Below are 21,862 nucleotides of genomic sequence, written 5' to 3'. Positions count from 1 at the left end.
GCTAGCGCAGCGCTGCCATGACGCCCCGAAGCTCGGCCAACCCGCGCAAGCGCCCGATCAACGGGTAGCCGGGTTGGCCCTGTCGGCCGAGGTCATCCAGCAGGTCATGCCCATGGTCGGGGCGCATGGGGATCTCATGGTCGTCCCGCCCCGCCTCGCGCCGCCGCTCTTCCTCGGCCATCAAGGCGCGGATCGTGGCAACCATGTCGGTGTCCCCATCAAGATGCGCCGCTTCGGAAAAACTTACCCGCATTGCGCCACTGTCCCGCTCGCGGCGGGTGTTGCGCAGGTGGACGAAGTGGATGCGGTCCCCCAGGGCCTCGACAAAGGCGACCGGGTCGAAATCGGCCCTGACACCGAGCGACCCGGTGCAGAGAGTGGCCCCATTCGCGGGGCTGTCCACGGCCTGAAGAACCGCTTGGTAGTCGGCAAGATCCGACATGACGCGCGGCAACCCCAGCAGGGGAAATGGCGGATCGTCGGGGTGGCAGCAAAGCCGCAGGCCGAGGCCCTCGGCAACCGGCGCGACCTCTTCGAGAAAAGCGATCAGGTTGGCCCGCAGGGTTTCGGCATCAATGCCGTCATAGGTCGCAAGAAGCGCGCGCACCTCGTCCAGCGTCCAACTGTCATTCGCCCCGGGTAGTCCCGCGGTGATATTCGCCGCCAGCGCCTCGCGCCCGGTCTGATCCATCCCCTTGGCGCGGGCCTTGGCGTGGGTGCGCGTGGTGACGTCATAATCTGCGGCCGCCCCCTCTCGCCCAAGAATATGGATGTCGAACACCGCGAAATCGATCAGGTCGAACCGCATCGCCGTGCCGCCCCCCGGAACCGGGGCGCGCAGATCGGTCCGGGTCCAGTCGAGGATGGGCATGAAATTGTAACAGATCACCCTTGGGCCACCCGCCTGCGCAAGGTTGGCAAGGCTGTCTTTCCACGCGGCGATATGCTCGGCCGACCCAGCCCCGCGCGTCTTGATGGCTTCGGAAACGGGCAGGCTTTCGACCACGTCCCATGTCAGCCCCTCGGCCTCGACCATCGCCTTGCGCGCGGCGATCTCATCCACGGGCCAAACCATGCCGGGCGGCAAGTGGTGCAGGGCGCTGACGATTCCCACGGCGCCGGTTTGGCGCACCTGCGGCAGGGTGATCGGATCGGGCGGGCCGAACCAACGCCAGGTCTGTCTCATGCCACCACCTCCGGCTGCCACCCGGCGCGGATCGGGTCTTGCGCATGCAGGGGAAGGGAAACCGTGTTGCCGGACCGGGCCGCTGCGTAGATCGCGCTGACCAACTCTATGGAGCGGCGCCCATCCTCGAAGCTGACACAGCGCGACGGATCGCCTGCAATCGCGGCGGCCAGGGCCTCGAAATACCCGGCGAAACCGACATGACCCTTGGCATTGGCCACGATGGCATCAACCTCGCCCTGCCGGGACGGATCGCGCGCCTTGAAACGCCATGTGTCCGCCGCAGGCGCATAGGGGCTGGTTCCGCTGGTGGCGGTAAGGTCGCGAAAGACGAAGCGCAGGCGGGTTTCATCACCCGCCGCCCCCAATGTGATGGACGAGGTCGCAAGCGCCCCGTTCTCGAACCCGAAGGCCAGCGCCGCGCAGTCTTCGGTCTCGATCTCGTTCACGCGGGTTGCGCAATGCGCCTGCACGCGGGCCACCGGGCCGAAGTATCGACAAAGCAGGTCATGCGCGTGGATCGCATGCCCCAGAACCGCACCGCCGGACTCTCCCGCCCATGTGCCGCGCCACGGCACAGCGTAATAGGCGGCGTCGCGATCCCAATGAGTCTCGACGCTCGCCATGACCGGCGGGCCTGCAAGCCCCGCCGCGACCAGGGCATCCAGTGCGGCGGTCGCCGGGCCAAAGCGGTATTGGAAGACGGGCGAAAACACCTTGCCCGACGCCTCGATCGCGCGGGCGAGGCCATCGGCCTCGGCAAGGTTGCGAGTCATCGGTTTTTCGCACACCACGTGCTTGCCTGCGGCCAGCGCGGCGATGGACACCTCGGCATGGAGATGCGGCGGCAGGCAGACATCGACGAGGTCGATCTCGGGGTCGGCAAGAACGGCGTCGAGGTCTGGCGTTGTGTTGATACCCGGATCGTTCCCTGCGACTGCATCGGCCCGGCCAAGATCACGGTCGCACAGCGTGGCAACGCGAAACAGGTCAGGCAGGGCGCGATAACCCTGCAAATGCTCGGCCCCAATCCCCGCCCCGATGATCGCAACGCGGATCATGCCCGCCCCTCGGCCATGGCCTGTGCCTGCAAGGCAAGCTCCATCACCGTGAAGCAATGGGTCTGCGCCATCGCGGTTTCAGTCCTGTCCTGCACATCCGCGATCAGCCGCGGGAAGTAGGGCAAACCGGCCTCGCGCGCGTCGATCACTTCGCAGCGGTCGCCGTTGGCGAGAATGAGGGAGTCCGTGCCCTCGCGCCCGCCAACATCGACGTATTTTCGCAGCTCGATATAGCCGTCGGCGCCAAGGATCGTCAGCCGCCCGTCCCCCCAGTTCGGAAGGGCATCGGGGGTATACCAATCCACCCGGATATACCCACGCCCCTGGTTCGAGCGCAAAACGATCTCGCCGAAATCCTGAAGCCCGGGGTCCGAGGTGTTCGCGTAATTCTCGACCGCGGCATGCGTGATCTCGGCGCTATCGGAGCCGGTGAAGAACAGGAACTGGTCGATCTGGTGACTGGCGATGTCGGTCAGGATGCCGCCATAGGCGTCGCGGTCGAAGAACCAATCGGGCCGTGTCGCGCGGTTGAGCCTGTGCGGACCCAGCCCCACGGTTTGCACAACCCGACCAATTGCGCCCTCGGCCACCAGATCGGCGGCAGCGGTGACGGACGGCACCTCGAACCGTTCCGAGAAATCGACCGACCAGATGCGGCCCGTGCGCGCTTGCACCTCGCGGATGCGGGCAAGTTGGTCGAGTGTCGTACAGCCGGGCTTGTCGACCATCACGTCCTTGCCCGCCTCCATCGCCGCGATGGCGTACTCGGCACGGTCACGCGGGATGCAGGAGATCAGGATCAGGTCGATGGCCGGATCGTCGAGCAGCCGACGCCAATCTTCGACCCGGGGCACATCGGGAAACCGCTTCACGAACCCGTCCAAGGTACCCGGATGCCCCTCGGTCCACCACCCCGCGAACTCCGCTCCCTCAGCCATGAGGTTCGCGGCCATGCCAAAGATGTGGCGGTGATCGATGCCGATACCGGCGAAACGAATACTCATGATCCCTCGATGGAAATGACCCGCCCCTCGGCGGACGACCGGGTGATGGCGTCGATCAGGCGATGTGCGGCGAGCGCGTCCCGCCCTGTGATGGCAGGGGGCCGTCCTTCGCGTAGCGCTGCTGCGAAATCTTCGAGGACCGATTGATGCCAGTCATGGGTGAAGGCCATCGGGTCGGCCCCGCCGCCTGTCCCTGCCACAGCGCCATGCGTCTCGGACCTGCCGTCGCGCCAATTGACCGACAGGGTACCATCGGCAAGGCGAAGGCTTGCATCTTCGAAGTGAAGCGTGATCGACTCGGACCCGCCGGGGAAGGACGCGGTGGATGCGGTCAGCCAGCCGACCCCGCCCCCGGCGAAGCGCAACCCGGCCATGGCCACGTCTTCGGCATCCATCGCGTGGAACCGCGAGGTCGCGCACATGGCCGTGACATCGGTCACCGGACCGGTCAGCGACAGCGCCAGGTCGATGGTATGGATCGCCTGGCTGATCAGGACACCGCCGCCGTCGCGGGCATAGGTGCCGCGCCCGGGCTCGTCATAGTAGGACTGATCCCGCCACCACGGCACAGAGATTTCGGCAAGGCCAAGCGCCCCGAGTTCACCGGTGGCAATCAGGGCTGCGGCTTTGCGTGAGGCGGCGCGCATGCGGTGCTGAAAGACAATCCCGAGCGGCACATCCGCTGCCTCGCACAGTTCAACGACCTCAATGGCCTCGGCCAGGGTGCGCGCGACCGGCTTCTCAAGAAGAATTGGCTTTCGCGCGGCAACCAACGGTTCAATCAACTCGATCCGGGCGTTGGGCGGTGTCAGGATCAGGGCGAAATCGGTATCCGGGTCAGTGGCAAGCTCGGCAATATCGGCATAAACCTTTGGCCGCTGACCGAGTTCGGTTTCGGCCATATCCGCAAAGCGCTCTGCGCTTTTGGAATGACGGGCCAGCAGGCCGGACAGGGAGAGTGCAGGGGTGGCATCACGGATCGCAAGAAGGTGGGTACGCGCCACCATCCCGGTTCCGATCATCCCCACGCCAAGCGGGGCATCCTTGCTGGCCATCGCGGCGCGTCCTCCTGCCTTGCCTGCGGGACACTGACTGTGCGTCAGAGCGTTGTCAACGATCCCGCACACCAGTATACCGGATTTGAATCTACAATGTGTAAAGGGCCTGCCCATGACCGCCACCTCCGAGCCCGTGCCCCTGTCGCAGATCGACCTCCCGCCGCTCGATCTGACCCAGCCCACGGCTGAACAGATCCATTCTGCCCTGCGCAAAGCGATCCTGTCCCTGTCGCTGCCCCCGGGAACCCGCATATCCGAGGCCGAGGCCGGTCAACGCTTTGGCGCCAGTCGAACCCCCGTCCGCGAAGCCATGACTTGGCTCAGGGATGAAGGGCTGATCGTGACCTTTCCCTCGCGCGGAAATTTCGTCACGCGCTTTTCCGAGCCGGCCATTCGAAGCGCCCAGTTCATTCGCGAAGCGCTTGAAATGGCAGCCGTGACCCTGATCTGCGAAAGCGGCCTTTCGCCCGAACACGATCAGCGCCTGACAGAGGCCTTGGCGGCGCAGGCCAAGGCAATCGAAAACAGCGATGCCGAGGCGTTCCACGCCGCCGATGACGCCTTTCATGCGACCATCGCCTCCGCCACGAACATGCCAAGGATCGAAACACTGGTCTCGCGCGAGAAAACCGCGCTCGACCGTCTGCGCGCCCTGCGCCTGAACGACACCGAACATTTGCGCCAGCTGGCCGACGAACATGGCCGCATCGCCAACGCGCTGCGAAAGGCCAACCTGGGACGCGCGCAAAGGATCCTGACGCCCCATCTGCGCGGCGTTCTTGGTGTTCTGGAGTCCCTGAAATCCGAGCATCGGGACTATTTCGAATGAACGCCCCGCAGCCGCGCCTGCCTGTGCTGCCATCCCGGGCGGCTGCGATTTTCGAGGCCATTGCCGACCTGCCGATCATCTCGCCCCATGGGCATTGCGACCCGTCCTGGTGGGCGAAAGCCAGCGCCTTTCCCGATCCTGCCGCACTGCTTGTCACCCCGGATCATTACCTGTTCCGGATGCTCTATTCTCTCGGGGAGCGTTTGGAAGACCTGGGCATCGGTACACCACCGGGGAGTGTCGACAGCCGTGCCGTGTTTCGGCGCTTTGCCCGGCATTGGGATGCATTCCTTGGCACGCCGACGCGCGGATGGCTGGAACATACCCTCTACACGGTCATCGGGGTGCCTGTGGATCTGTCGCCCGAAACGGCGGATGCCGTGCACGATCACATCGCGGGATGGCTTGAGGATCCGGCCAATCGGCCTCGGGCCCTGTTCGACAGCTTCGGGATCGAATGCCTGGCGACGACCGACTCGGCCCTGTCCGACCTTGGCGATCACGATGCGATTGCCGCCTCCGGGTGGACCGGTCGGATCATACCGACCTTCCGCCCGGACGATTTGCTGAACCCGGCGAGGCCCGGGCACGCCGCCAACCTGATTAAACTGGGCGAGATGACCGGGATCGACACCACCAGTTTCACCGGCTTCCTGAACGCACTCGCAGCCCGGCGCGAGGCGTTTCGTGCGCGTGGAGCGACCGCCACGGATCATGACGTGCCGGTCCTGATGACCCGGTGGCTGTCGGAGGAGGACGTCGAGGGGCTTTACGCGAAGGCGCCGCGTGGCACCCTTACCCCGACCGAGGCCGCGCGGTTCTACGGCCACATGCTGACCGAGATGGCGCAAATGTCGGCCGAAGACGGCATGGTGATGCAGCTTCATGTCGGCTCCACCCGTTCAACCAATACCCTGCTTCTGAAGCGCTTCGGCCCGGACATGGGGGCGGACATCCCCTCGCCCGTCGATTGGGTCACGGGCCTCGATGCGCTGTTGACCCGTGTCGGAAACGATCCGCGCCTCCGCCTGATCCTTTTCACGTTGGACGAGGCCAGCTATGCGCGCCAACTCGCGCCAATGGTGGGGCATTGGCCGTCCTTGCGCCTTGGTCCGCCGTGGTGGTTCCACGACAGCCTGAACGGCATCCGCCGCTATTTCGACCAGGTGGTGGAAACGGCAGGTTATCTGAACCTTGCCGGGTTCAACGATGACACCCGCGCTTTCCTGTCGATCCCGGCGCGTCACGACCTGTGGCGGCGGGGCGTTGCCCTGCACCTTGCCGACCAAGAGGAGCGCGGCCTTCTGCGCCCCGCCGATTCCGCGCACATCGCGCGTCTTCTGGCCCGCGACCTTGCCATCGACGCCTACCGGTTGGAGGGCTGATGCCGCGCATCCTTCACCTGGGATTCGGGAATTTCCACCGGGCCCACCAAGCCTGGTATACTGCGCACGCCCCGGGCGACTGGAAAATCACCGGCGTGTCCATGCGCACCTCCGCCCTTCGAGATGCCCTGTCGCCAGCCGGTTTTGCCTATGACCTTGGCATCCTGTCACCCGAGGGCCTGCAGGTCGAACGGATCGCCGTGCATGATCGCCTGCTGGTCGCCGCCGAAGACCCGGCCGCCGTGATCGAAGAGATAGCAGACCCTGATGTTCAGGTCGTGACCCTGACCGTGACAGAGAAAGGCTATCACCTTGGCCCCGATGGAAGGCTTGCTCTGGACGATACCGCCATTCAGCGGGATCTCGGGTCAGAGGCGCCTGTCACGGCCATTGGATTGCTGGCGGGCGGCCTCCGGCAGCGCGCCTCGAACCGATCCGGGCCACTGACCATTCTGTCCTGCGACAACCTCTCGGGCAATGGGCGCAAGCTACAGGCGGCTGTTGGGTCCTACCTCGCGGCGGCCGGACAGGACCCCAAGATCCTGTCCTTGTACAGCTTCCCCGACTCGATGGTCGATCGCATCACCCCTGCCACCACGGAGGACACCCGAAACCGCATTGCAGCGGTAACCGGGCGCAAGGACGCCGCCCCGGTCCTGACAGAGGCCTTCACCGATTGGATCATCGCCGACCGTTTCGCAGCAGACCGACCGGCTTGGGACACATGCGGGGCACGCTTCGTGCCAGATGTCGCGCCATACGAGGCGCGCAAACTTCTGATGTTGAACGGCGCGCATTCGACCTTGGCCTATGCGGGCCTGCTTGCCGGGCACACCTACGTGCATGAGGCGATCGCCGACGTCGGCTTGGCGGCCCTGATCCGCGCCTTTTGGCGAGAGGCCGCACCGCTCTTGCCTCAGTTCGACCAAGGCGCCCTCGACCAGCATGGTCGCGATCTGGTCGATCGCTTCTCGGTTCCCGGGGTGCGCCATCGCCTCGACCAGATCGCGATGGATGGTTCGCTCAAACTGCCCTTGCGGGTTTTGCCCGTCCTGCGTCACCACGGGTTCGCGGCACCCGCCGCGACACGCGCGATTGCGGCTTGGATTGCTCTGGTGTCCAGGCGCGTCGAGACCCGCATCAGCCTGGATGACCCGGCCGAGGATGCGCTGCGCGACGCCTTCGCGCCCTCTCGTCCCCCCGTGGAGCGGGTCAATCGCGCCTTGGCCTGCCTCGGGATCGCCGAGGGCGACGCCCCTCGGGCGTGGACTGAGAACCTGGCGGCCACTGTCTTCGGAACGTGATCTGCGCCGACCCGTCACCTCATTGCAATTTGGCGCAATCCCCGACAAAAACGCTCGACAAGGTTTACCCCCAACGGCAGGACAGCCGGAATGATCCGAAAGACGGCATTCACCTCGCCCGGCTTGCTGGGCACGCTGGCATGGATTGCCGCGGGCATCTGCCTGTTGCCGATGGCGGCGGTCGTTCTGGCGGCGGTCACAGGCGGGTTCGACACGGTCTCGCGCCTCGCCGACACGGTGCTGTGGCGCTACACGGGCACGACGGCCTTGCTGATCCTGCTGGTCGGGGTTGGCACAGGCGTGATCGGGACCGCAACGGCATGGCTGGTCACCGCGACCCGATTTCCCGGCCATAGGGTGATCGAAGTCGCGCTTGCGCTGCCGCTGGCCTTTCCGGCCTATGTTCTGGCCTATGCCTATACGGATTTCCTCGACCACCCGGGCCTTGTGCAGACCACATTGCGGGACCTGACCGGCTGGGGACCGCGCGATTACTGGTTCCCGGAGATCCGCTCGCTCGGCGGGGCGGCGGCGATGCTGACCCTCGTGCTGTACCCGTATGTCTACCTGCTGGTTCGCGCCGCTTTCATGCAGCAATCGGCGACCGCCTACATCGCGGCACGCACCCTTGGCCAAGGGCCGTGGGGGGCGTTCCTACGCGTTTCCTTGCCGATCGCGCGCCCGTCCATCGCAGGTGGCGTCCTGCTCGCCCTGATGGAGACCCTCGCCGATTATGGCACCGTGTCCTATTTCGGCGTGCAGACCTTCGCGACGGGGATTTACCAAAGCTGGTTCTCTTTCTTCGACCGGGGTGCTGCGGCGCAGCTGGCGCTTTGCCTGCTTGTTGTCGCGCTAACGCTCGCCGTGCTGGAACGGGCGCAGCGCAAGAACCAGCGCCACCACGGCGCGGGCCGGCGGTTCGAGGCGATGCAGCCGGTGCACCTGTCGGGCGGACGGGCATGGGCCGCATGGGCGGTCTGCATGGTCCCGGTGTTTTTCGGATTCCTTCTGCCGGTCGTCCTGTTGGTGAGCATGGCGTGGGATTCGGGCCAATTGCTCTTCACCGAGCGCTACCTTGGTTTCCTGCGCAATTCGCTCACGCTGGCTACTATCGCCGCGCTGCTGACGGTCGGCGCCGCGATCGTCCTGGGGTTCAACGCCCGGCTGCGCCCGACGCCCGCTTCTCGGCTGGCCGTGCGCCTGGGCGGGCTGGGATATGCCGTTCCGGGTGGCGTGATCGCGGTCGGCCTGCTTGTGCCCTTCGCTGCCTTCGACAATGCGCTCGATGCCTTCATGGAGGCACGCTTCGGCATCGACACCGGGCTTTTGATCACCGGGTCGATCTGGCTTTTGGTAGCGGCCTACATGGTGCGCTTCATGGCAGCGGCGCTGTCGGCCTATGACGCGGGACTGGCCACCATCAATCCCAATATCGACGCCGTGGCCCGTACATTGGGGCGCACGCCCCGATCCATGCTGCGTGGCGTTCACCTGCCGATCCTGCGCCCGTCCATCCTGACCGCGCTGCTGATCGTCTTCGTCGACGTGATGAAGGAACTGCCCGCGACGCTGATCATGCGGCCGTTCAACTTCGACACGCTGGCAGTACAGGCGCACCGGCTGGCCGCCGATGAACGGCTGGCCCAAGCCGCAGTGCCCAGCCTTGTGATCGCTGCTGTCGGCCTCTTGCCGGTCGCCGTGCTGTGCTGGGGCCTGGGGCGGGAATCCAGAACCGGCCGGCGGTTCATCCCGGCCCCGGACGCGCAAGCCGCCGAATGATCCCCTGCAAACCGAAACGGGCGCCCCGGATGGGACGCCCGTTGAAAGCCGGAAGCGGGGAAGAGGTCACTCCCAGCCGACCTCGTTGAAGATCTGCTGCGCGAGGCCAAGGTTCTGGGCTACGGCAGAGAGGTTCACGTCATCTGCTTCGAATTCACCGAGCGCTGCGACCGACTCGGCCAGCTCGACACCTTCGACGGCCGGGAATTCGTCATTGCCGGCGCTGAAATACTGCTGTGCCTGGTCGCTGGCGAGGTATTCGAGGAAGGCCACCGCCGCCTCGGGGTGCGGCGCGTGGGCCGCGACACCGCCACCGGACAGGTTCATGTGGGCGCCGTTCCCGCCTTGATCAGGCCAGACCCAGTCGATCATCTCGATGCTGCCGGAGACACCTTCGACCTCGGTGCGAATCGCGCGCGCGAAATAGTAGCTGTTGGACACGGCGATCTCGCATTCACCGGACACGATCCCGCGCAGCTGGTCGGTGTCGCCGCCCTGCGGGTCGCGCGCCATGTTCGCCACGATACCTGCGGCCCATTCGCGTGCGGCGTCTTCGCCGTGGTTCTCGATGATCGAGGCCAGGAGAGTCTGGTTGTAGGTGTTGGTCGAAGACCGGATGCAAATCATGCCTTCGTAGGCGGGATCGGCGAGTTCCAGATACGTCTGCGGCGGATTCTCGAGACCGGCCGCATGGAAGATGATCCGCGCGCGCTGCGAGAAGCCGAACCACGTGTTGTCCTCGGCCTGGATGTTGGCGGGGATACGCTCTTCGAGGATCTCGGACTCGACCGGTTGAAGCAGGCCCATTTCCTGCGCGCGGGCAAGGCGCGATGTGTCGACCGTCAGGAACACGTCGGCGGGGCTGTTCTCCCCCTCGGCCGCAAGGCGCGCGATCAGCTCATCGGCATTGCCCTCGATCCGGTTGATCGTGATGCCGGTCAGTTCCTCGAAATCGGAGTACAGGCGTTCGTCGGTGTCGTAGTGGCGCGACGAATACAGGTTGAGTTCCTGCGCCTGTGCAGCAGTCAGGGTAGAGGCAGCGATGGTCGTCCCCAGAAGGGCGGCAATCGTTCTGGTCATGATATTTCCTCGCGGGTCCTGTTCAATTTCCCGACCATTTTTGTCGGATGTGGCGCCTTCAAAACCGAGAATCGGCGCGCCGTCAATAAAGACTGATAAATTTTGTCAGAGATAGGGCTTTCCTATCGGCACCATGCCTTTCGCGTTGTGATCGATGCACTGGGCAGGCACAACCGGACGAGAAGAGGGAGGGAGAGGCAGACATGCGCGCCGGGATCGCGTTCTTGATCGTCGCCTACATGCTGAGCCAGTTTTACCGCGCGTTCCTTGCGGTTCTGGCCCCGGTCCTGGCACAGGATATCGGGACGACCACGGGCGACTTGGCGCGCGCTTCGGGTCTGTGGTTCGCTGCGTTCGCGTTGATGCAATTGCCGGTCGGGTGGGCCCTCGACCATATCGGGCCGCGCCGCACGGCCTCGATCCTGTTTGCCCTTGGGGGCGCCGGGGGTGCCACCCTTTTCGCCATGGCACAGGGGCCCGGCGCGATCACGCTTGCCATGATCCTGATCGGGATCGGCTGCGCCCCGGTGCTCATGTCAACCTATTACATCTTCGCGCGCGAGTTTTCTGCCGCGATCTTCGGCACTTTGGCCGGCGTGACCGTGGGGGTCAGTTCACTGGGCAACATCTTGTCCACGGCGCCCCTGGCTTGGGCTATCGAGAGTTTCGGGTGGCGCGAGACGGTGGGCGGTTTCGCCGTTTTCACCCTGCTGATCGCGTTGGCCATTGCCCTGCTCGTCCGCGATCCGAAAAAGCCCGAGGGCGAGGCGAAAGGATCGCTGCTCGACCTGCTGCGCATGCCGGCGATGTGGCCCATCCTGATCATGATGTTCGTCTGCTACGCCCCGGCGGCAGGCCTGCGCGGTCTGTGGATCAGCCCCTATATCGCGGATATCCATGGGGCGGCGCTCGACCAGATCGGCACCGCGACCCTTGTCATGGGTCTGGCCATGGTTCTGGGAAATTTCCTCTATGGACCTGCCGACAGGATCTTTCACAGTCGAAAATGGCCGATCCTGATCGGCAATCTCGGCGTGGCGTTACTATGCCTGTCGTTCTGGATTCTGCCGCCATCGGGGCTGTGGGGCGCCGTCGCCGTGTTTGCCGTGATCGGCCTGCTGGGCGCATCCTACCCCATCGTCATCAGCCATGGCCGGAGCTTTTGCCCGCCGCATCTGACAGGGCGCGGCGTGACGCTGTTGAACCTGTTCGGCATGGGAGGGGCCGGAGTGATGCAGTTCGCATCGGGGCCGGTCTATGCGGGGCTTGTCAGCCATAGCGGGGCCAACGCGGCCTATGGGCACCTCTTTGCCCTGTTCGGCCTCGTCATCCTGCTGGGTCTGAGCGTCTACCTCTTTTCCCGCGACAGCACTGGATAAGAAAAGGGGCGCTGACAGCGCCCCTTTGGGTTCGGTTCAGGCGGCCCGGCGACGCCGTTGACGGCGGGGTTTGCCGGTTCCCTGTGCGGGCTTGTCAAAGCGCTGCCCGTTGCCTTTTCCCTGGCCTGGGCCCTTGCGATTGCGGCCACCACCGCCACCGCCACCGCGACGACGCGGCTTGTCGGACTTGACCGGTTCGGGGCGGTCGCCCGAGGCCACCGGGATCTCGATCTTCATCAGCTTTTCGATCTGGTGCAGGAGATCCACCTCTTCCGCCGCGCAGAAGGCGATCGCCTCCCCTTCGCGACCGGCACGGGCCGTGCGGCCGATCCGGTGCACGTAGTTGTCCGGCACCTCGGGCAGGTCATAGTTCACGACATAGGCGACGCCGGGAATGTCGATGCCGCGCGCGGCGACGTCGGTGGCGACCAGGGTCGTGATCTCACCTGCGCGGAATGCCTTGATGGCGCGGTCGCGCTGCCCCTGGCTCTTGTTGCCGTGGATCGAGGCGGCGTTGAACCCGTCGGCCACCAACCCCTTCATCAGCTTTTCCGCGCCATGCTTGGTGCGGGCGAAGACCAGCGTCAGGGCATCCTCGTCGCGCGACAGGATCTCACGCAGCTTGCCCGGTTTGCCCGGCTTATCCACGAAATGGATCGACTGCGTGATCTTGTCGGCGGCCTTGCCCGGCGGGGCGACCTGCACCCGGCGCGGATTGTCGAGATAGGCTCCCGACAGCTCTTCCATCTGCTTGGGCATGGTGGCCGAGAACAGCATGGTCTGGCGCGGCGTGCCCAGTTGCGGCGCGATCTTGCGCAGCGCGTGGATGAAGCCAAGGTCCAGCATCTGGTCCGCCTCGTCCAGCACGAGGTGCTGCACGGTGCGCAGGCTGACCGCGCCCCGATCCATCAGGTCGATGAGGCGGCCGGGCGTGGCGACAAGAATGTCGGTGCCGCGCGACAGGACGCTGATCTGGCGGCCGATGGACTGGCCGCCGACCACGGTCGTGACCTTGAGCGGTGTATCATGGGTCAACAGGCGCAGGCTGTCGGCGATCTGGTTCACCAGTTCCCGCGTCGGCGCAAGGATCAGCGCCTTGGCGGTCTTGGGGGCGGGTTTTCCCGGCTGATCCAGCAGGTGTTCCACCAGCGGCAGGCCAAAGGCCATCGTCTTGCCGGTGCCCGTCTGGGCAAGGCCAAGAATGTCGTGCCCTTCCATCGCCAGCGGGATCGCCTGGTTCTGGATCGGGGTGGGGGTGTCGAAGCCCTGTTTCTTGAGGGCCGAGAGAAGCACGGGCTTCAGCCCGAGCATATCGAAATCGAACAAGTGTTTACCTTTCAGGCAGCCCGACAGGGGCGCCATGGGTCATGGGCCGCACGAAGACCGTGCAGCGGGGCGAGGGTGCGACCGGGCCGCTCATCGGCGCGATCGTCAGAACCCTGCGTGATGGGGACCTGTGAGAATATGCCTGTCGCTGTCAGGTCGGGGCTTGGCCCGGCGACCGACTGCTCACGCGGCAGTGCAGCGACATGCAGGTCACATGATCGTTCGCGACGCTCCTGTCAAGCATGGCACCCCTTTTCCTTGCGCGGCGCTTCCTCTATGTGCCGCCCATCCATCATCCGAAAGGGTCAAGGACCATGGGTTACAAAGTCGTCGTCGCCGGCGCCACGGGCAATGTGGGTCGCGAAATGCTGAACATCCTGGCCGAGCGCCAGTTCCCCGTTGACGAGATCGCGGCACTTGCCTCGCGTCGCTCGCTCGGCACTGAATGCAGCTTTGGCGACAAGACACTCACCACCCAGGATCTCGATACGTTCGATTTCAAGGGCTGGGATATCGCGCTTTTCGCGATCGGGTCCGAGGCGACCGAGAAATACGCGCCCAAGGCCGCCAAGGCCGGCTGCGTCGTGATCGATAACTCGTCGCTCTACCGCTACGATCCCGACGTGCCGCTGGTCGTGCCCGAGGTGAACCCCGAGGCGGTCGATGGCTACGCCAAGAAGAACATCATCGCGAACCCCAACTGCTCGACCGCGCAGATGGTCGTGGCGCTGAAGCCGCTGCATGACCGCGCGCGGATCAAGCGCGTCGTGGTGTCGACCTACCAATCGGTTTCGGGCAGCGGCAAGGAAGCCATGGACGAGCTGTGGGACCAGACCAAGGGCATGTATGTCCCCGGTCAGGAGAAAGAGCCGAACGTCTACCCCAAGCAGATCGCCTTCAACGTCATTCCCCATATCGACAAGTTCATGGAAGACGGGTCGACCAAGGAAGAATGGAAGATGGTCGCCGAGACGAAAAAGATCGTCGACCCGAAGATCAAGGTCACAGCCACCTGCGTCCGCGTGCCTGTCTTCGTTGGCCATTCCGAGGCGATCAACATCGAGTTCGAGGATTTCCTCGATGAGGACGAGGCGCGCGACATCCTGCGGGAAGCACCGGGTATCCTCGTCGTCGACAAGCGCGAAGATGGCGGATACGTCACGCCGGTCGAATGCGTTGGCGATTACGCCACCTTCATCAGCCGCATCCGTCAGGACTCGACCATCGAGAACGGCATCAACCTGTGGTGCGTCTCCGACAACCTGCGCAAGGGCGCGGCCCTGAATGCGGTGCAGATCGCCGAGACGCTGGGCAATCGCGTGCTGAAGAAGGCCTGAGCGCCTGATATCTCACCCTGAAGGGCCGCGTGTACGTCACGCGGCCTTTTGCATTTCCAGCCATCGGCAAGGCATCGCCCTTTCCTCTCGGTGGGGTTTCCCCATCTTGGCAGATCGCGCCGCAAGGCCGATGGTCTCCTCATCGAAGAGATGAGGACACTTCCCATGATCCGTTTGTTGCTGACCACCGCCCTCGTTGCCGGTGTGCCTTGCGCGGCCTTGGCCGACGATATCCTGCTGCGTGCCGATATCGCCCGCGCGACGGTCTACGCGTCCGGTGCCGCCGTCGAAAGGACCGCAACCGTCACCATCCCCGCCGGGCAGCACCGCCTTCTGATCGCGATGCCCGATCAGGCTTCGGCCGACCTGGTGCAGGTCACGGGGCCGGACGGGCTTGCCATCGGGCAACCGCAGATCGCGCAGGCCATGCCCCTGGCCGAGGGCGCGCTGGACAGTGACGCCGAGGCCGAGGCGCGCGCCGCCGTCGAGGCCGCACGCGATGCCCTAACGGAGGCGCAGGATGCGCTGGCCGCTGCAGACGGCGAGATGCGCGCGATCGAGGCGCAAATGGCCTATCTCAACGCGCTGACCCGTCCCGGCGACGGCGGCGCTGCCATGCCGGATGACCCCGCGCTGGTGCCACAGATCCTTGCCACGCTTGGCGCGGAGTCCGCCCGCGTCGCCGCCGAGTTGCAGTCGGCACAGATCGCACGCCGCGATCTGGCCGAGGCGGTGGCCGATGCACAAACGGACCTGCACACGGCAACGGACGCATTCCAACGTCTGCGCCCCTTTGGCACAAGCAGCGATATGCTCGAGGTCGCCGTCACCGCCGCCGAGGATACCGAGGCCGAGATCACGCTCAGCTACCTGACGCCCGAGGCGCAGTGGTCGCCCAGCTATGAAATCGACCTCGACACCGAAAGCGGCGAGATGGAGATCGAGCGTTTCGTGTCGCTGGCCACCTACGGGCAAGCCCGCTGGCGCGATGTAGCGGTGACGTTCTCCACCGCGACGCCGGACCGGGCGCAGACCCCCTCGGGCCTGTCGCCCGATCCGGTGCGGGTGATGGAACCCATCCAGATCGAGCCGCGCGGCAGTGGACGCTTCGAAGATGCCGAAGCAATGCCTGCGCCAGCCCCGGTGATTGCCGGCGTGATGGTGGACGAGATGCGCCCGAGGGCGCAAATGCAGGTCGACGGCCTGTCGATCAGCTATGCCTATGGTGAGCCGGTAACGGTCGGCGCGTCGGGCGAGGTCACCCTGCCCTTCGATGCACTGGTGATCGACATGGAAACCGAAAACCGCGCCGTGCCCCGCTACGACGACACCGCCTTTCTGATGGCCCTTGGAGAGAACGACACCGGAGAGCCGATCCTGCCGGGCGAAGCGCGCTTCTATCGCGATGGCGCCCTGGTCGGCGAAGACTGGCTGCCGATGGTCGCCATGGGCGCCGAGATGGAGATGGGCTTCGGTCCGCTCGATCACCTGCAACTGGTCTGGATCGACAGGTCGCTGGCCGAGGGTGATCGCGGGGTCTTCGTGACCTCCGACACGCAGTTGCGCGAGCTTGAGTTCGGGATCGAGAACACCTCGGACGAGGCCGAGACCGTGCGCCTTCTCTACGCGACACCGTTCGTGGAGCAGGAAGAGGTCTCGATGGAATTGACCCTCGACCCGGGCCCGGATGAACGAGATGTCGATGACATGCGCGGCGTCAGCGCGTGGACCATCGACGTCGCACCCGGGGCCCGCGAGGTTGTCCACATGACGGTCGATCTGAGCTGGCCCGAGGGCATGATGCTGAACTGGCGTCCCTGAGCGAAAAACGCTTGGGCCGTCGCGCACCACGCGCGGCGGCCAAACATCCCGGCGTCAGAACCGTTCAGCGCGCAGCACTTCGCAATCGACGACGCTGACCACCCCAATATGGCGGTCCACCACCGAGAAGGCCGCTTCGAGCAGGGAATCGAGCCGATCGGGGCGGATGATGCAGATCACCGACACCATGCCGCCCGCGCGGGTGACTTGGCCTTCGCGGCTCCAATGGCCCGAGCGTCCCGAGCCGCCCAGAACCGGCAGGATGGTGAACCCCGTGACCCCCGCGTCGAGAAGCGCCTTGGTCAGGCGGTTTTCCATGACCGCCTCGATCGTGATTTCCACGCGTTTCGCCTGATGGGTCTCCATGAGGTCAAGCTCCGGTCAGGGCACGGACAACCGCGAGATAGAGCGGAATACCGAGCGTCAGGTTGAAGGGGAACGTCACGCCAAGTGACAGCGTCAGGTAGATCGACGGGTTCGCCTCGGGCAGGGCCACGCGCATCGCGGCTGGCACGGCGATATAAGAGGCCGAGGCCGCAAGCGTCATCAGTAGGACCACACCCCCCGGGCTGAGACCCAGCAGGAGGCCGAAACCAAGGCCAAGCGTTGCGCCGATGGGGGGCATGAGCACACCGAAGAGGAACAGGGCCGGACGCAGGACCGACCGCGCCTCGCGCAGGCCGCGCCCCGCGACAAGACCCATATCCAGCAGGAACAGGCAGAGCACACCCTGGAACGGCGCGACGATGAAGGGCGCGATCATATCCAGCCCCTCATCCCCTGTGATCCAGCCAATCAGGAAGGACCCGACAAGAAGCACGATGGACCCGTTCAAAAGGATCTCGCGGATCAGGCCGCTTTCCATTTTAGCCGAGGATTGCCCGAAGCGTGCGATGATCCAGAGCGCCGACAGGATCGCAGGCGCTTCCATCACGGCGGCGACGGCGACCATGTATCCTTCGGACGCGATGCCCGCGCCTTGCAGAACGGAGGACGCTGCCACGAAAGTCACGATGGAGATCGAGCCGTAATGCCCGGCGACGGCGGCCGCATCCGTCACGCTGAGCCCGGACATCAGCCGCAAAAGCCCGAAGGCGATGATCGGCATCGCGAAAGACAGGACAATCCCGGCCCCAAGCGATAAGAGCAGCGTGGCGTCGATCCCGTGCGCCGCGACGCTGGCCCCGCCTTTGAACCCGATCGCAAACAGCAGGTAGAGTGACAGGCCCTTGGCAACCGCCTCGGGGATCGACAGGTCGGACCGCGCGAACGCCGCGGCAAACCCGAGCACGAAGAACAGGATGATCGGCGAAAGCAGGTTGCCCACGGCCAAGGCAAGCATGTCACTCATAGGAACCTCTTCGCTCGGCAGGTCATTGCAGCGGACCTAGTGTGCTGCACGCAAAAGGTAAAGAATCAGCCATGGCTGAACCGGCGGACGGACCCGTCGAAGGTTTCCAGGTCCATGTCCGAGATATTGGCCCAGATCCCGTGCAGCGTGAGCTGGCCCGCGTCCACCGCCTCCTTGACGAACGGATAGCCCATCAGGTTTTCGAGGCTGACCTGGATGCCCTCTTTCTCCAGCGCTGTCTGGCGCATGGCCTTGTCCTCGATATCCTTCACCTGCTCGAACCCAGGCCGCAGCACGTCGAGCCAGCGGCCAACAAGGCTTTTCTGCTCCAAGAGCGCCTCGTTGTGGCCCGTGCACATATCGATGCAGCCGCGCACCCCGCCGCAATTCGAATGCCCCATGACAAGGATATGCTCCACCTTCAGCGACGTGACCGCGAATTCCACGGCTGCGCCCGTGCCGTGGTGCTGACCGTCCGGCGTATAGGGCGGCACGAGGTTTGCAATGTTGCGGTGAACGAACAATTCGCCCGTCCGCTGACCGAAGATCGAGGTGATCGCCACGCGGCTATCGCAGCAGGCAATGACCATCGCGCGGGGGCTTTGCCCTTCCTCGGCCAGCTTGCGAAACCATTCGCGGCTTTCGGGAAAGGAATGCTCCATCCAGTCGTGGTACCGATCCAGCAGGTATTTCGGCAGCGATTTCACACGGTGCATGGCAAACCTCTTTTCAACCTTGGGACGTGTTAGCCTGCATTCAGGGAAAATTGCAGGTGCTTTTCGCCGCGCGCTCAATCGTTTTTTCAACGCAAGCGTGGCATCACCACCCGCGCGGTGGGGACCGTTGGTGGAGTGGAGTGAGGTATGAAGCCGTTCGTTCGAGAATTGCGGCCCGATGAACCTGCGCGGTTCAATCCGGACAAGCTCGAGGATCTTTGTTTGCGCATAGGCGAAAACCGGGCCGAGGCGGAGGTCGCGCTTGCGCTTGACCGCATAGCAAAGGCCTTGGCCGACTTGCCCGACAGCAAACGCATCGCCGGTGGATTGCGACAGGTGATCACGAACCTGCGCGACGATGCCGATTTGATCGGCATGTCGACCCTTGCCCGCGCGGCGCGAAACGCGCTCGATTGCCTCGACACCGGCCATGTCGTGTCTCTTTCGGCGGCGCTTGCGCGGTTGGAGCGGGTCGGCGACCGTTCGATCCAGGCGGTTTGGGACCTTGAAGATCTTTCCGGCTGATCGACCCTTGCGGCGCTGTTTCCAGAGGATAGGTTAGCGCCGTCTTTCCCGTGGGGTTCGTTCATGTCGCTTGCCTTTTCCGCACCGGTCGATGGTGCGATCCCGATCCGCCTGGTTGCGCCCGAGGATTGCGAAGAGACACTGGCCACTCTGCCCGATGCCGCGGCCTCCTGGACCCGTCATCATGGGTTCACCGGAACACTTGGCCAAACCTGCGCGTTGCCGGGTGAGAGTGGCAAACCGATGGCCGTTCTTGTCGGGCGGGGCGGCCCCTCGGACCGCGCGCGGCAACGCTTTGCCGCGGGGGCGGCGATCGCCGCTTTGCCAGAAGGCGACTACCGGATCGAATCCCTGCCAGACGGCACCGAGGGCCAAGAAATCGCGATCGGCTATCTGCTGTCACTGTACCGTTTCGAAAAATACCGCGCGCAATCGCCCACACTCGCGCGCCTTTCTCCGCCCGATGGTGTCGACGCTGCGCGCCTGGAACGCATCGCCGCTGCCGAAGCCCTGACCCGTGATCTCGTGAACACGCCTGCCGAAGATATGGGACCCAATGCGCTGGAAGCCGCCGTTCGCGCGCTGGCCACCGAGTTCGGAGCCGAGGTGACGGCCACCCACGGCGACAGCCTGCTGGACGCGAACCTGCCGCTCATTCACACGGTCGGCCGCGCCTCGGACGAGGAGCCGCGCCTGATCGAGATGACCTGGGGCGACACCGGCCCTTCCGTGACGCTCGTCGGCAAGGGCGTGTGTTTCGACACGGGTGGTCTCAACCTGAAACCCGGCGCCTCCATGGGGTTGATGAAAAAGGACATGGGGGGCGCGGCAAACGTGCTGGGGCTTGCCCGCATGATCATGTCCGGGTCCGAAAAGATGCGCCTGCGCGTCCTGATCCCGGCGGTCGAGAACGCCGTTTCTGGCAACGCCTTCCGCCCCGGCGACATCCTGACGGCACGCAATGGCATGACGGTCGAGATCAACAACACGGATGCCGAAGGGCGGCTTGTCCTGGCGGATGCGCTCGCGCTTGCTGCTGAAACGCCGCCGGACCTGCTGATCTCGATGGCAACGCTGACCGGCGCGGCCCGCGTTGCGGTGGGCCCGGATATCGCGCCGTTCTTCACCGATGACGATGGGTTCGCGACCGCGTTGACCTCGGCGGCACATTCGGTCGCCGACCCGGTTTGGCGACTGCCGTTCCACGCGCCCTACGAGGCGATGATCGAACCGGGCATCGCCGATCTGGACAACGCGCCCAAGGGCGGCATGGCCGGGTCGATCACCGCGGCCCTGTTCCTCCGGCGCTTTACGGCCCCGGTCACGAAATACGCCCATTTCGACATCTACGCTTGGCAACCCAGCCCCGCGCCTGCGCGGCCCAAGGGCGGCGTCGGCCAAGGCATCCGCGCGATCTACGAAGCCCTTCCCGAGGTGTTGCAACAATGAGAGATCCCCGCATCACCGCCAGCAACGGAGAGGTCGCTCACAGCTCGCTCAAGGGCGAGGTCGAGGCCGAACGCTACACCGATGGCCGCTGGATGATGGTTCAACAGCCGATCGTGAACGTCTCTCAGGAACCACGCGGCCCCCGCGTCAGCCAGCTTTTGTTCGGCGAGCGTTTCCTCGTTCTCGAAACGCGGGACGGGTTCTCCTTCGGGCAGGCGGAACGGGACGGTCAGGTTGGCTGGGTCCTGTCCGGCGCCCTGACGGGCCCCGAAGAGGCGACGCATTGGGTCGTCGCACCGGCGACGCACCTTTACCCGAAGCCCGACCTCAAGGCGCCGCCCGATGTGGCGCTGTTCTTTGGCAGCATGGTGCGCGTGACCGGCGAGCGCCCCGAATACCTGCGGATCCACACCGGCCATTTCATTCCACGTCAGCACCTGATGCCCATCAAGGCGCGCTTTGCGGACCCGGTCGGCGTGGCCGACCTGTTCCTTGGCACGCCGTATCTCTGGGGTGGGTCCAGCCGTTGGGGCCTCGATTGCTCGGGCCTTGTGCAAACCGCGCTGGTCGCCTGTGGCGTGGACTGTCCGCGGGACAGTGACCAGCAGGAAGCATTGGGAGACGAGATCGGCACCGATGATGCCTTGCAGCGCGGCGACCTGGTGTTCTGGGGCGGGCATGTCGGGTTCATGGCCGGACCCGATATGCTGCTGCACGCCAACGCGCATCACATGGCCGTGGCCTACGAGCCCTTGAAAGAGGCTGCCGACCGGATCGAAGCCAATGGCGGCGGCCCGATCACCGCGCGAAAGCGCGTCACGCTGGGCTGATCACTCTACCGCGCGGATCAGTTTGCGGTCGAGCACGCGCAAAACCGTTTTGAGGTCATGGCCACGCTTCAGGATCTGGCCATCCATCCCGATGACCGAGTATTGGCCCTGCTTGTCGCGTAACTTCGGCCGTTTCTCGATCCGGTAGATCGGATGTTCCGCCGTGCGCCGGAACACCGCGAAGACGGCCACATCGCGCAGATGGGAAATGCCGTAGTCACGCCATTCCCCTGCGGCCACGAAGCGCCCGTAGAGACCAAGGATCACGCCCAGCTCGCGGCGGTCGAACGCCACCTGCTCGGGCTGGGTTTGCGGGCCCGTGGGCTGAAAATGCATCACCATGAAGCGATGGTGGGGGTGGTGCGGACCGAAATCAAGAAAAACGCGCCGAAAAGAAAAGGCCCCGCATCTTTTCGGGGCCTTTCCGGAGTGGTGGCTCAGG

The 21,862-nt window shown here is 64.9% G+C and carries 20 protein-coding genes and 1 pseudogene; 10 read left to right on the top strand and 11 right to left on the bottom strand.

Translation table 11 applies throughout. The features are described from left to right. Position 1: 1 nt before the first annotated feature. The 4 genes from uxuA to KUV65_RS10130 are packed head-to-tail and all read right to left on the bottom strand — an operon-like array spanning position 2 to position 4,306. Positions 2-1,186, bottom strand: a complete 1,185-nt coding sequence (gene uxuA / locus KUV65_RS10145) for a mannonate dehydratase (protein ID WP_222190198.1) — start codon at positions 1,184-1,186, stop codon at positions 2-4. Next, on the bottom strand, positions 1,183-2,247 hold the full coding sequence (locus KUV65_RS10140; RefSeq protein ID WP_222190197.1) for a Gfo/Idh/MocA family protein: 1,065 nt from the start codon (positions 2,245-2,247) through the stop codon (positions 1,183-1,185). Before KUV65_RS10140 ends, uxuA begins: the two co-directional genes overlap by 4 nt. Then, positions 2,244-3,251 carry a Gfo/Idh/MocA family protein gene (locus KUV65_RS10135; protein ID WP_222190196.1) on the bottom strand — a complete coding sequence of 336 codons (1,008 nt, stop codon included), beginning with the start codon at positions 3,249-3,251 and terminating at the stop codon, positions 2,244-2,246. The genes KUV65_RS10140 and KUV65_RS10135 overlap by 4 nt, the downstream gene beginning before the upstream one ends. Further along, positions 3,248-4,306: a Gfo/Idh/MocA family protein gene (locus KUV65_RS10130; protein WP_222190195.1), complete on the bottom strand. Its 1,059-nt coding sequence runs from the start codon at positions 4,304-4,306 to the stop codon at positions 3,248-3,250. The genes KUV65_RS10135 and KUV65_RS10130 overlap by 4 nt, the downstream gene beginning before the upstream one ends. 115 nt (positions 4,307-4,421) lie before the next feature. On the opposite strand from KUV65_RS10130, the gene KUV65_RS10125 reads away from it, so the two are divergent. The 4 genes from KUV65_RS10125 (at position 4,422) to KUV65_RS10110 (ending at position 9,606) form a co-directional block, all read left to right on the top strand. Next, a complete protein-coding gene (locus KUV65_RS10125; RefSeq protein WP_222190194.1) occupies positions 4,422-5,138 on the top strand; it encodes a GntR family transcriptional regulator in 717 nt (238 codons plus the stop codon). Next, positions 5,135-6,523 (top strand): glucuronate isomerase, encoded by a 1,389-nt coding sequence (uxaC, locus tag KUV65_RS10120; protein ID WP_222190193.1) that lies wholly within the window; start codon positions 5,135-5,137, stop codon positions 6,521-6,523. The genes KUV65_RS10125 and uxaC overlap by 4 nt, the downstream gene beginning before the upstream one ends. Continuing rightward, complete coding sequence (locus tag KUV65_RS10115; protein ID WP_222190192.1) at positions 6,523-7,827, top strand: mannitol dehydrogenase family protein; 1,305 nt, start codon at positions 6,523-6,525, stop codon at positions 7,825-7,827. Before uxaC ends, KUV65_RS10115 begins: the two co-directional genes overlap by 1 nt. 90 nt (positions 7,828-7,917) lie before the next feature. Continuing rightward, positions 7,918-9,606: an ABC transporter permease gene (locus KUV65_RS10110; RefSeq protein WP_222190190.1), complete on the top strand. Its 1,689-nt coding sequence runs from the start codon at positions 7,918-7,920 to the stop codon at positions 9,604-9,606. 66 nt (positions 9,607-9,672) lie between these two features. Here the strand turns inward: KUV65_RS10110 and KUV65_RS10105 are convergent, their stop codons facing one another. Next, entirely contained in the window at positions 9,673-10,686 is a 1,014-nt protein-coding gene (locus KUV65_RS10105; protein ID WP_222190188.1) for an extracellular solute-binding protein, read from the bottom strand. Positions 10,687-10,889: 203 nt separating this feature from the next. On the opposite strand from KUV65_RS10105, the gene KUV65_RS10100 reads away from it, so the two are divergent. Then, positions 10,890-12,065, top strand: coding sequence for an MFS transporter (locus tag KUV65_RS10100; protein ID WP_222190186.1), 1,176 nt, complete (start codon positions 10,890-10,892; stop codon positions 12,063-12,065). Between the two features lie 36 nt (positions 12,066-12,101). Here KUV65_RS10100 and KUV65_RS18265 read toward each other — a convergent pair whose 3' ends face one another. Together KUV65_RS18265 and KUV65_RS18260 are read right to left on the bottom strand one after the other, a co-directional pair. Further along, positions 12,102-12,812, bottom strand: a complete 711-nt coding sequence (locus tag KUV65_RS18265) for a helicase-related protein (protein ID WP_374107075.1) — start codon at positions 12,810-12,812, stop codon at positions 12,102-12,104. A gap of 51 nt (positions 12,813-12,863) precedes the next feature. Continuing rightward, positions 12,864-13,283, bottom strand: a pseudogene (locus KUV65_RS18260) (DEAD/DEAH box helicase); the annotation flags it as partial. A 422-nt stretch (positions 13,284-13,705) separates the two neighbouring features. On the opposite strand from KUV65_RS18260, the gene KUV65_RS10090 reads away from it, so the two are divergent. Continuing rightward, complete coding sequence (locus KUV65_RS10090) at positions 13,706-14,728, top strand: aspartate-semialdehyde dehydrogenase (RefSeq protein WP_222190181.1); 1,023 nt, start codon at positions 13,706-13,708, stop codon at positions 14,726-14,728. A 165-nt stretch (positions 14,729-14,893) separates the two neighbouring features. Beyond that, positions 14,894-16,549, top strand: a complete 1,656-nt coding sequence (locus tag KUV65_RS10085; RefSeq protein ID WP_222190179.1) for a DUF4139 domain-containing protein — start codon at positions 14,894-14,896, stop codon at positions 16,547-16,549. A gap of 54 nt (positions 16,550-16,603) precedes the next feature. Here the strand turns inward: KUV65_RS10085 and KUV65_RS10080 are convergent, their stop codons facing one another. The 3 genes from KUV65_RS10080 to KUV65_RS10070 form a co-directional block, all read right to left on the bottom strand. Beyond that, positions 16,604-16,915: a P-II family nitrogen regulator gene (locus KUV65_RS10080; protein ID WP_222190177.1), complete on the bottom strand. Its 312-nt coding sequence runs from the start codon at positions 16,913-16,915 to the stop codon at positions 16,604-16,606. A 4-nt stretch (positions 16,916-16,919) separates the two neighbouring features. Continuing rightward, positions 16,920-17,900, bottom strand: coding sequence for a sodium-dependent bicarbonate transport family permease (locus tag KUV65_RS10075; protein WP_259548967.1), 981 nt, complete (start codon positions 17,898-17,900; stop codon positions 16,920-16,922). 65 nt (positions 17,901-17,965) lie between these two features. After that, entirely contained in the window at positions 17,966-18,616 is a 651-nt protein-coding gene (locus tag KUV65_RS10070; protein ID WP_222190176.1) for a carbonic anhydrase, read from the bottom strand. 147 nt (positions 18,617-18,763) lie between these two features. Between KUV65_RS10070 and KUV65_RS10065 the strand changes: the two genes are divergently transcribed. The 3 genes from KUV65_RS10065 to KUV65_RS10055 all read left to right on the top strand — a co-directional run bounded on the left by KUV65_RS10065 (position 18,764) and on the right by KUV65_RS10055 (position 21,420). Further along, positions 18,764-19,141 carry a hypothetical protein gene (locus KUV65_RS10065; RefSeq protein WP_222190165.1) on the top strand — a complete coding sequence of 126 codons (378 nt, stop codon included), beginning with the start codon at positions 18,764-18,766 and terminating at the stop codon, positions 19,139-19,141. A 63-nt stretch (positions 19,142-19,204) separates the two neighbouring features. Then, positions 19,205-20,590: a leucyl aminopeptidase family protein gene (locus KUV65_RS10060; RefSeq protein ID WP_222190163.1), complete on the top strand. Its 1,386-nt coding sequence runs from the start codon at positions 19,205-19,207 to the stop codon at positions 20,588-20,590. Further along, the gene (locus tag KUV65_RS10055; protein WP_222190161.1) at positions 20,587-21,420 is read left to right on the top strand and encodes a C40 family peptidase; all 834 of its coding nucleotides are present in this window, start codon (positions 20,587-20,589) and stop codon (positions 21,418-21,420) included. The genes KUV65_RS10060 and KUV65_RS10055 overlap by 4 nt, the downstream gene beginning before the upstream one ends. Here KUV65_RS10055 and KUV65_RS10050 read toward each other — a convergent pair whose 3' ends face one another. Then, positions 21,421-21,756: a DUF2794 domain-containing protein gene (locus KUV65_RS10050; RefSeq protein WP_259548943.1), complete on the bottom strand. Its 336-nt coding sequence runs from the start codon at positions 21,754-21,756 to the stop codon at positions 21,421-21,423. Positions 21,757-21,862: the final 106 nt, after the last annotated feature.

The organism is Maritalea mobilis (assembly GCF_019800885.1).
GTDB classification, from domain to species: domain Bacteria; phylum Pseudomonadota; class Alphaproteobacteria; order Rhodobacterales; family Rhodobacteraceae; genus Roseibacterium; species Roseibacterium beibuensis.
The sequence above is the reverse complement of the archived record's forward strand: the minus strand, read 5'-3'. Positions and strand labels throughout refer to the sequence as shown.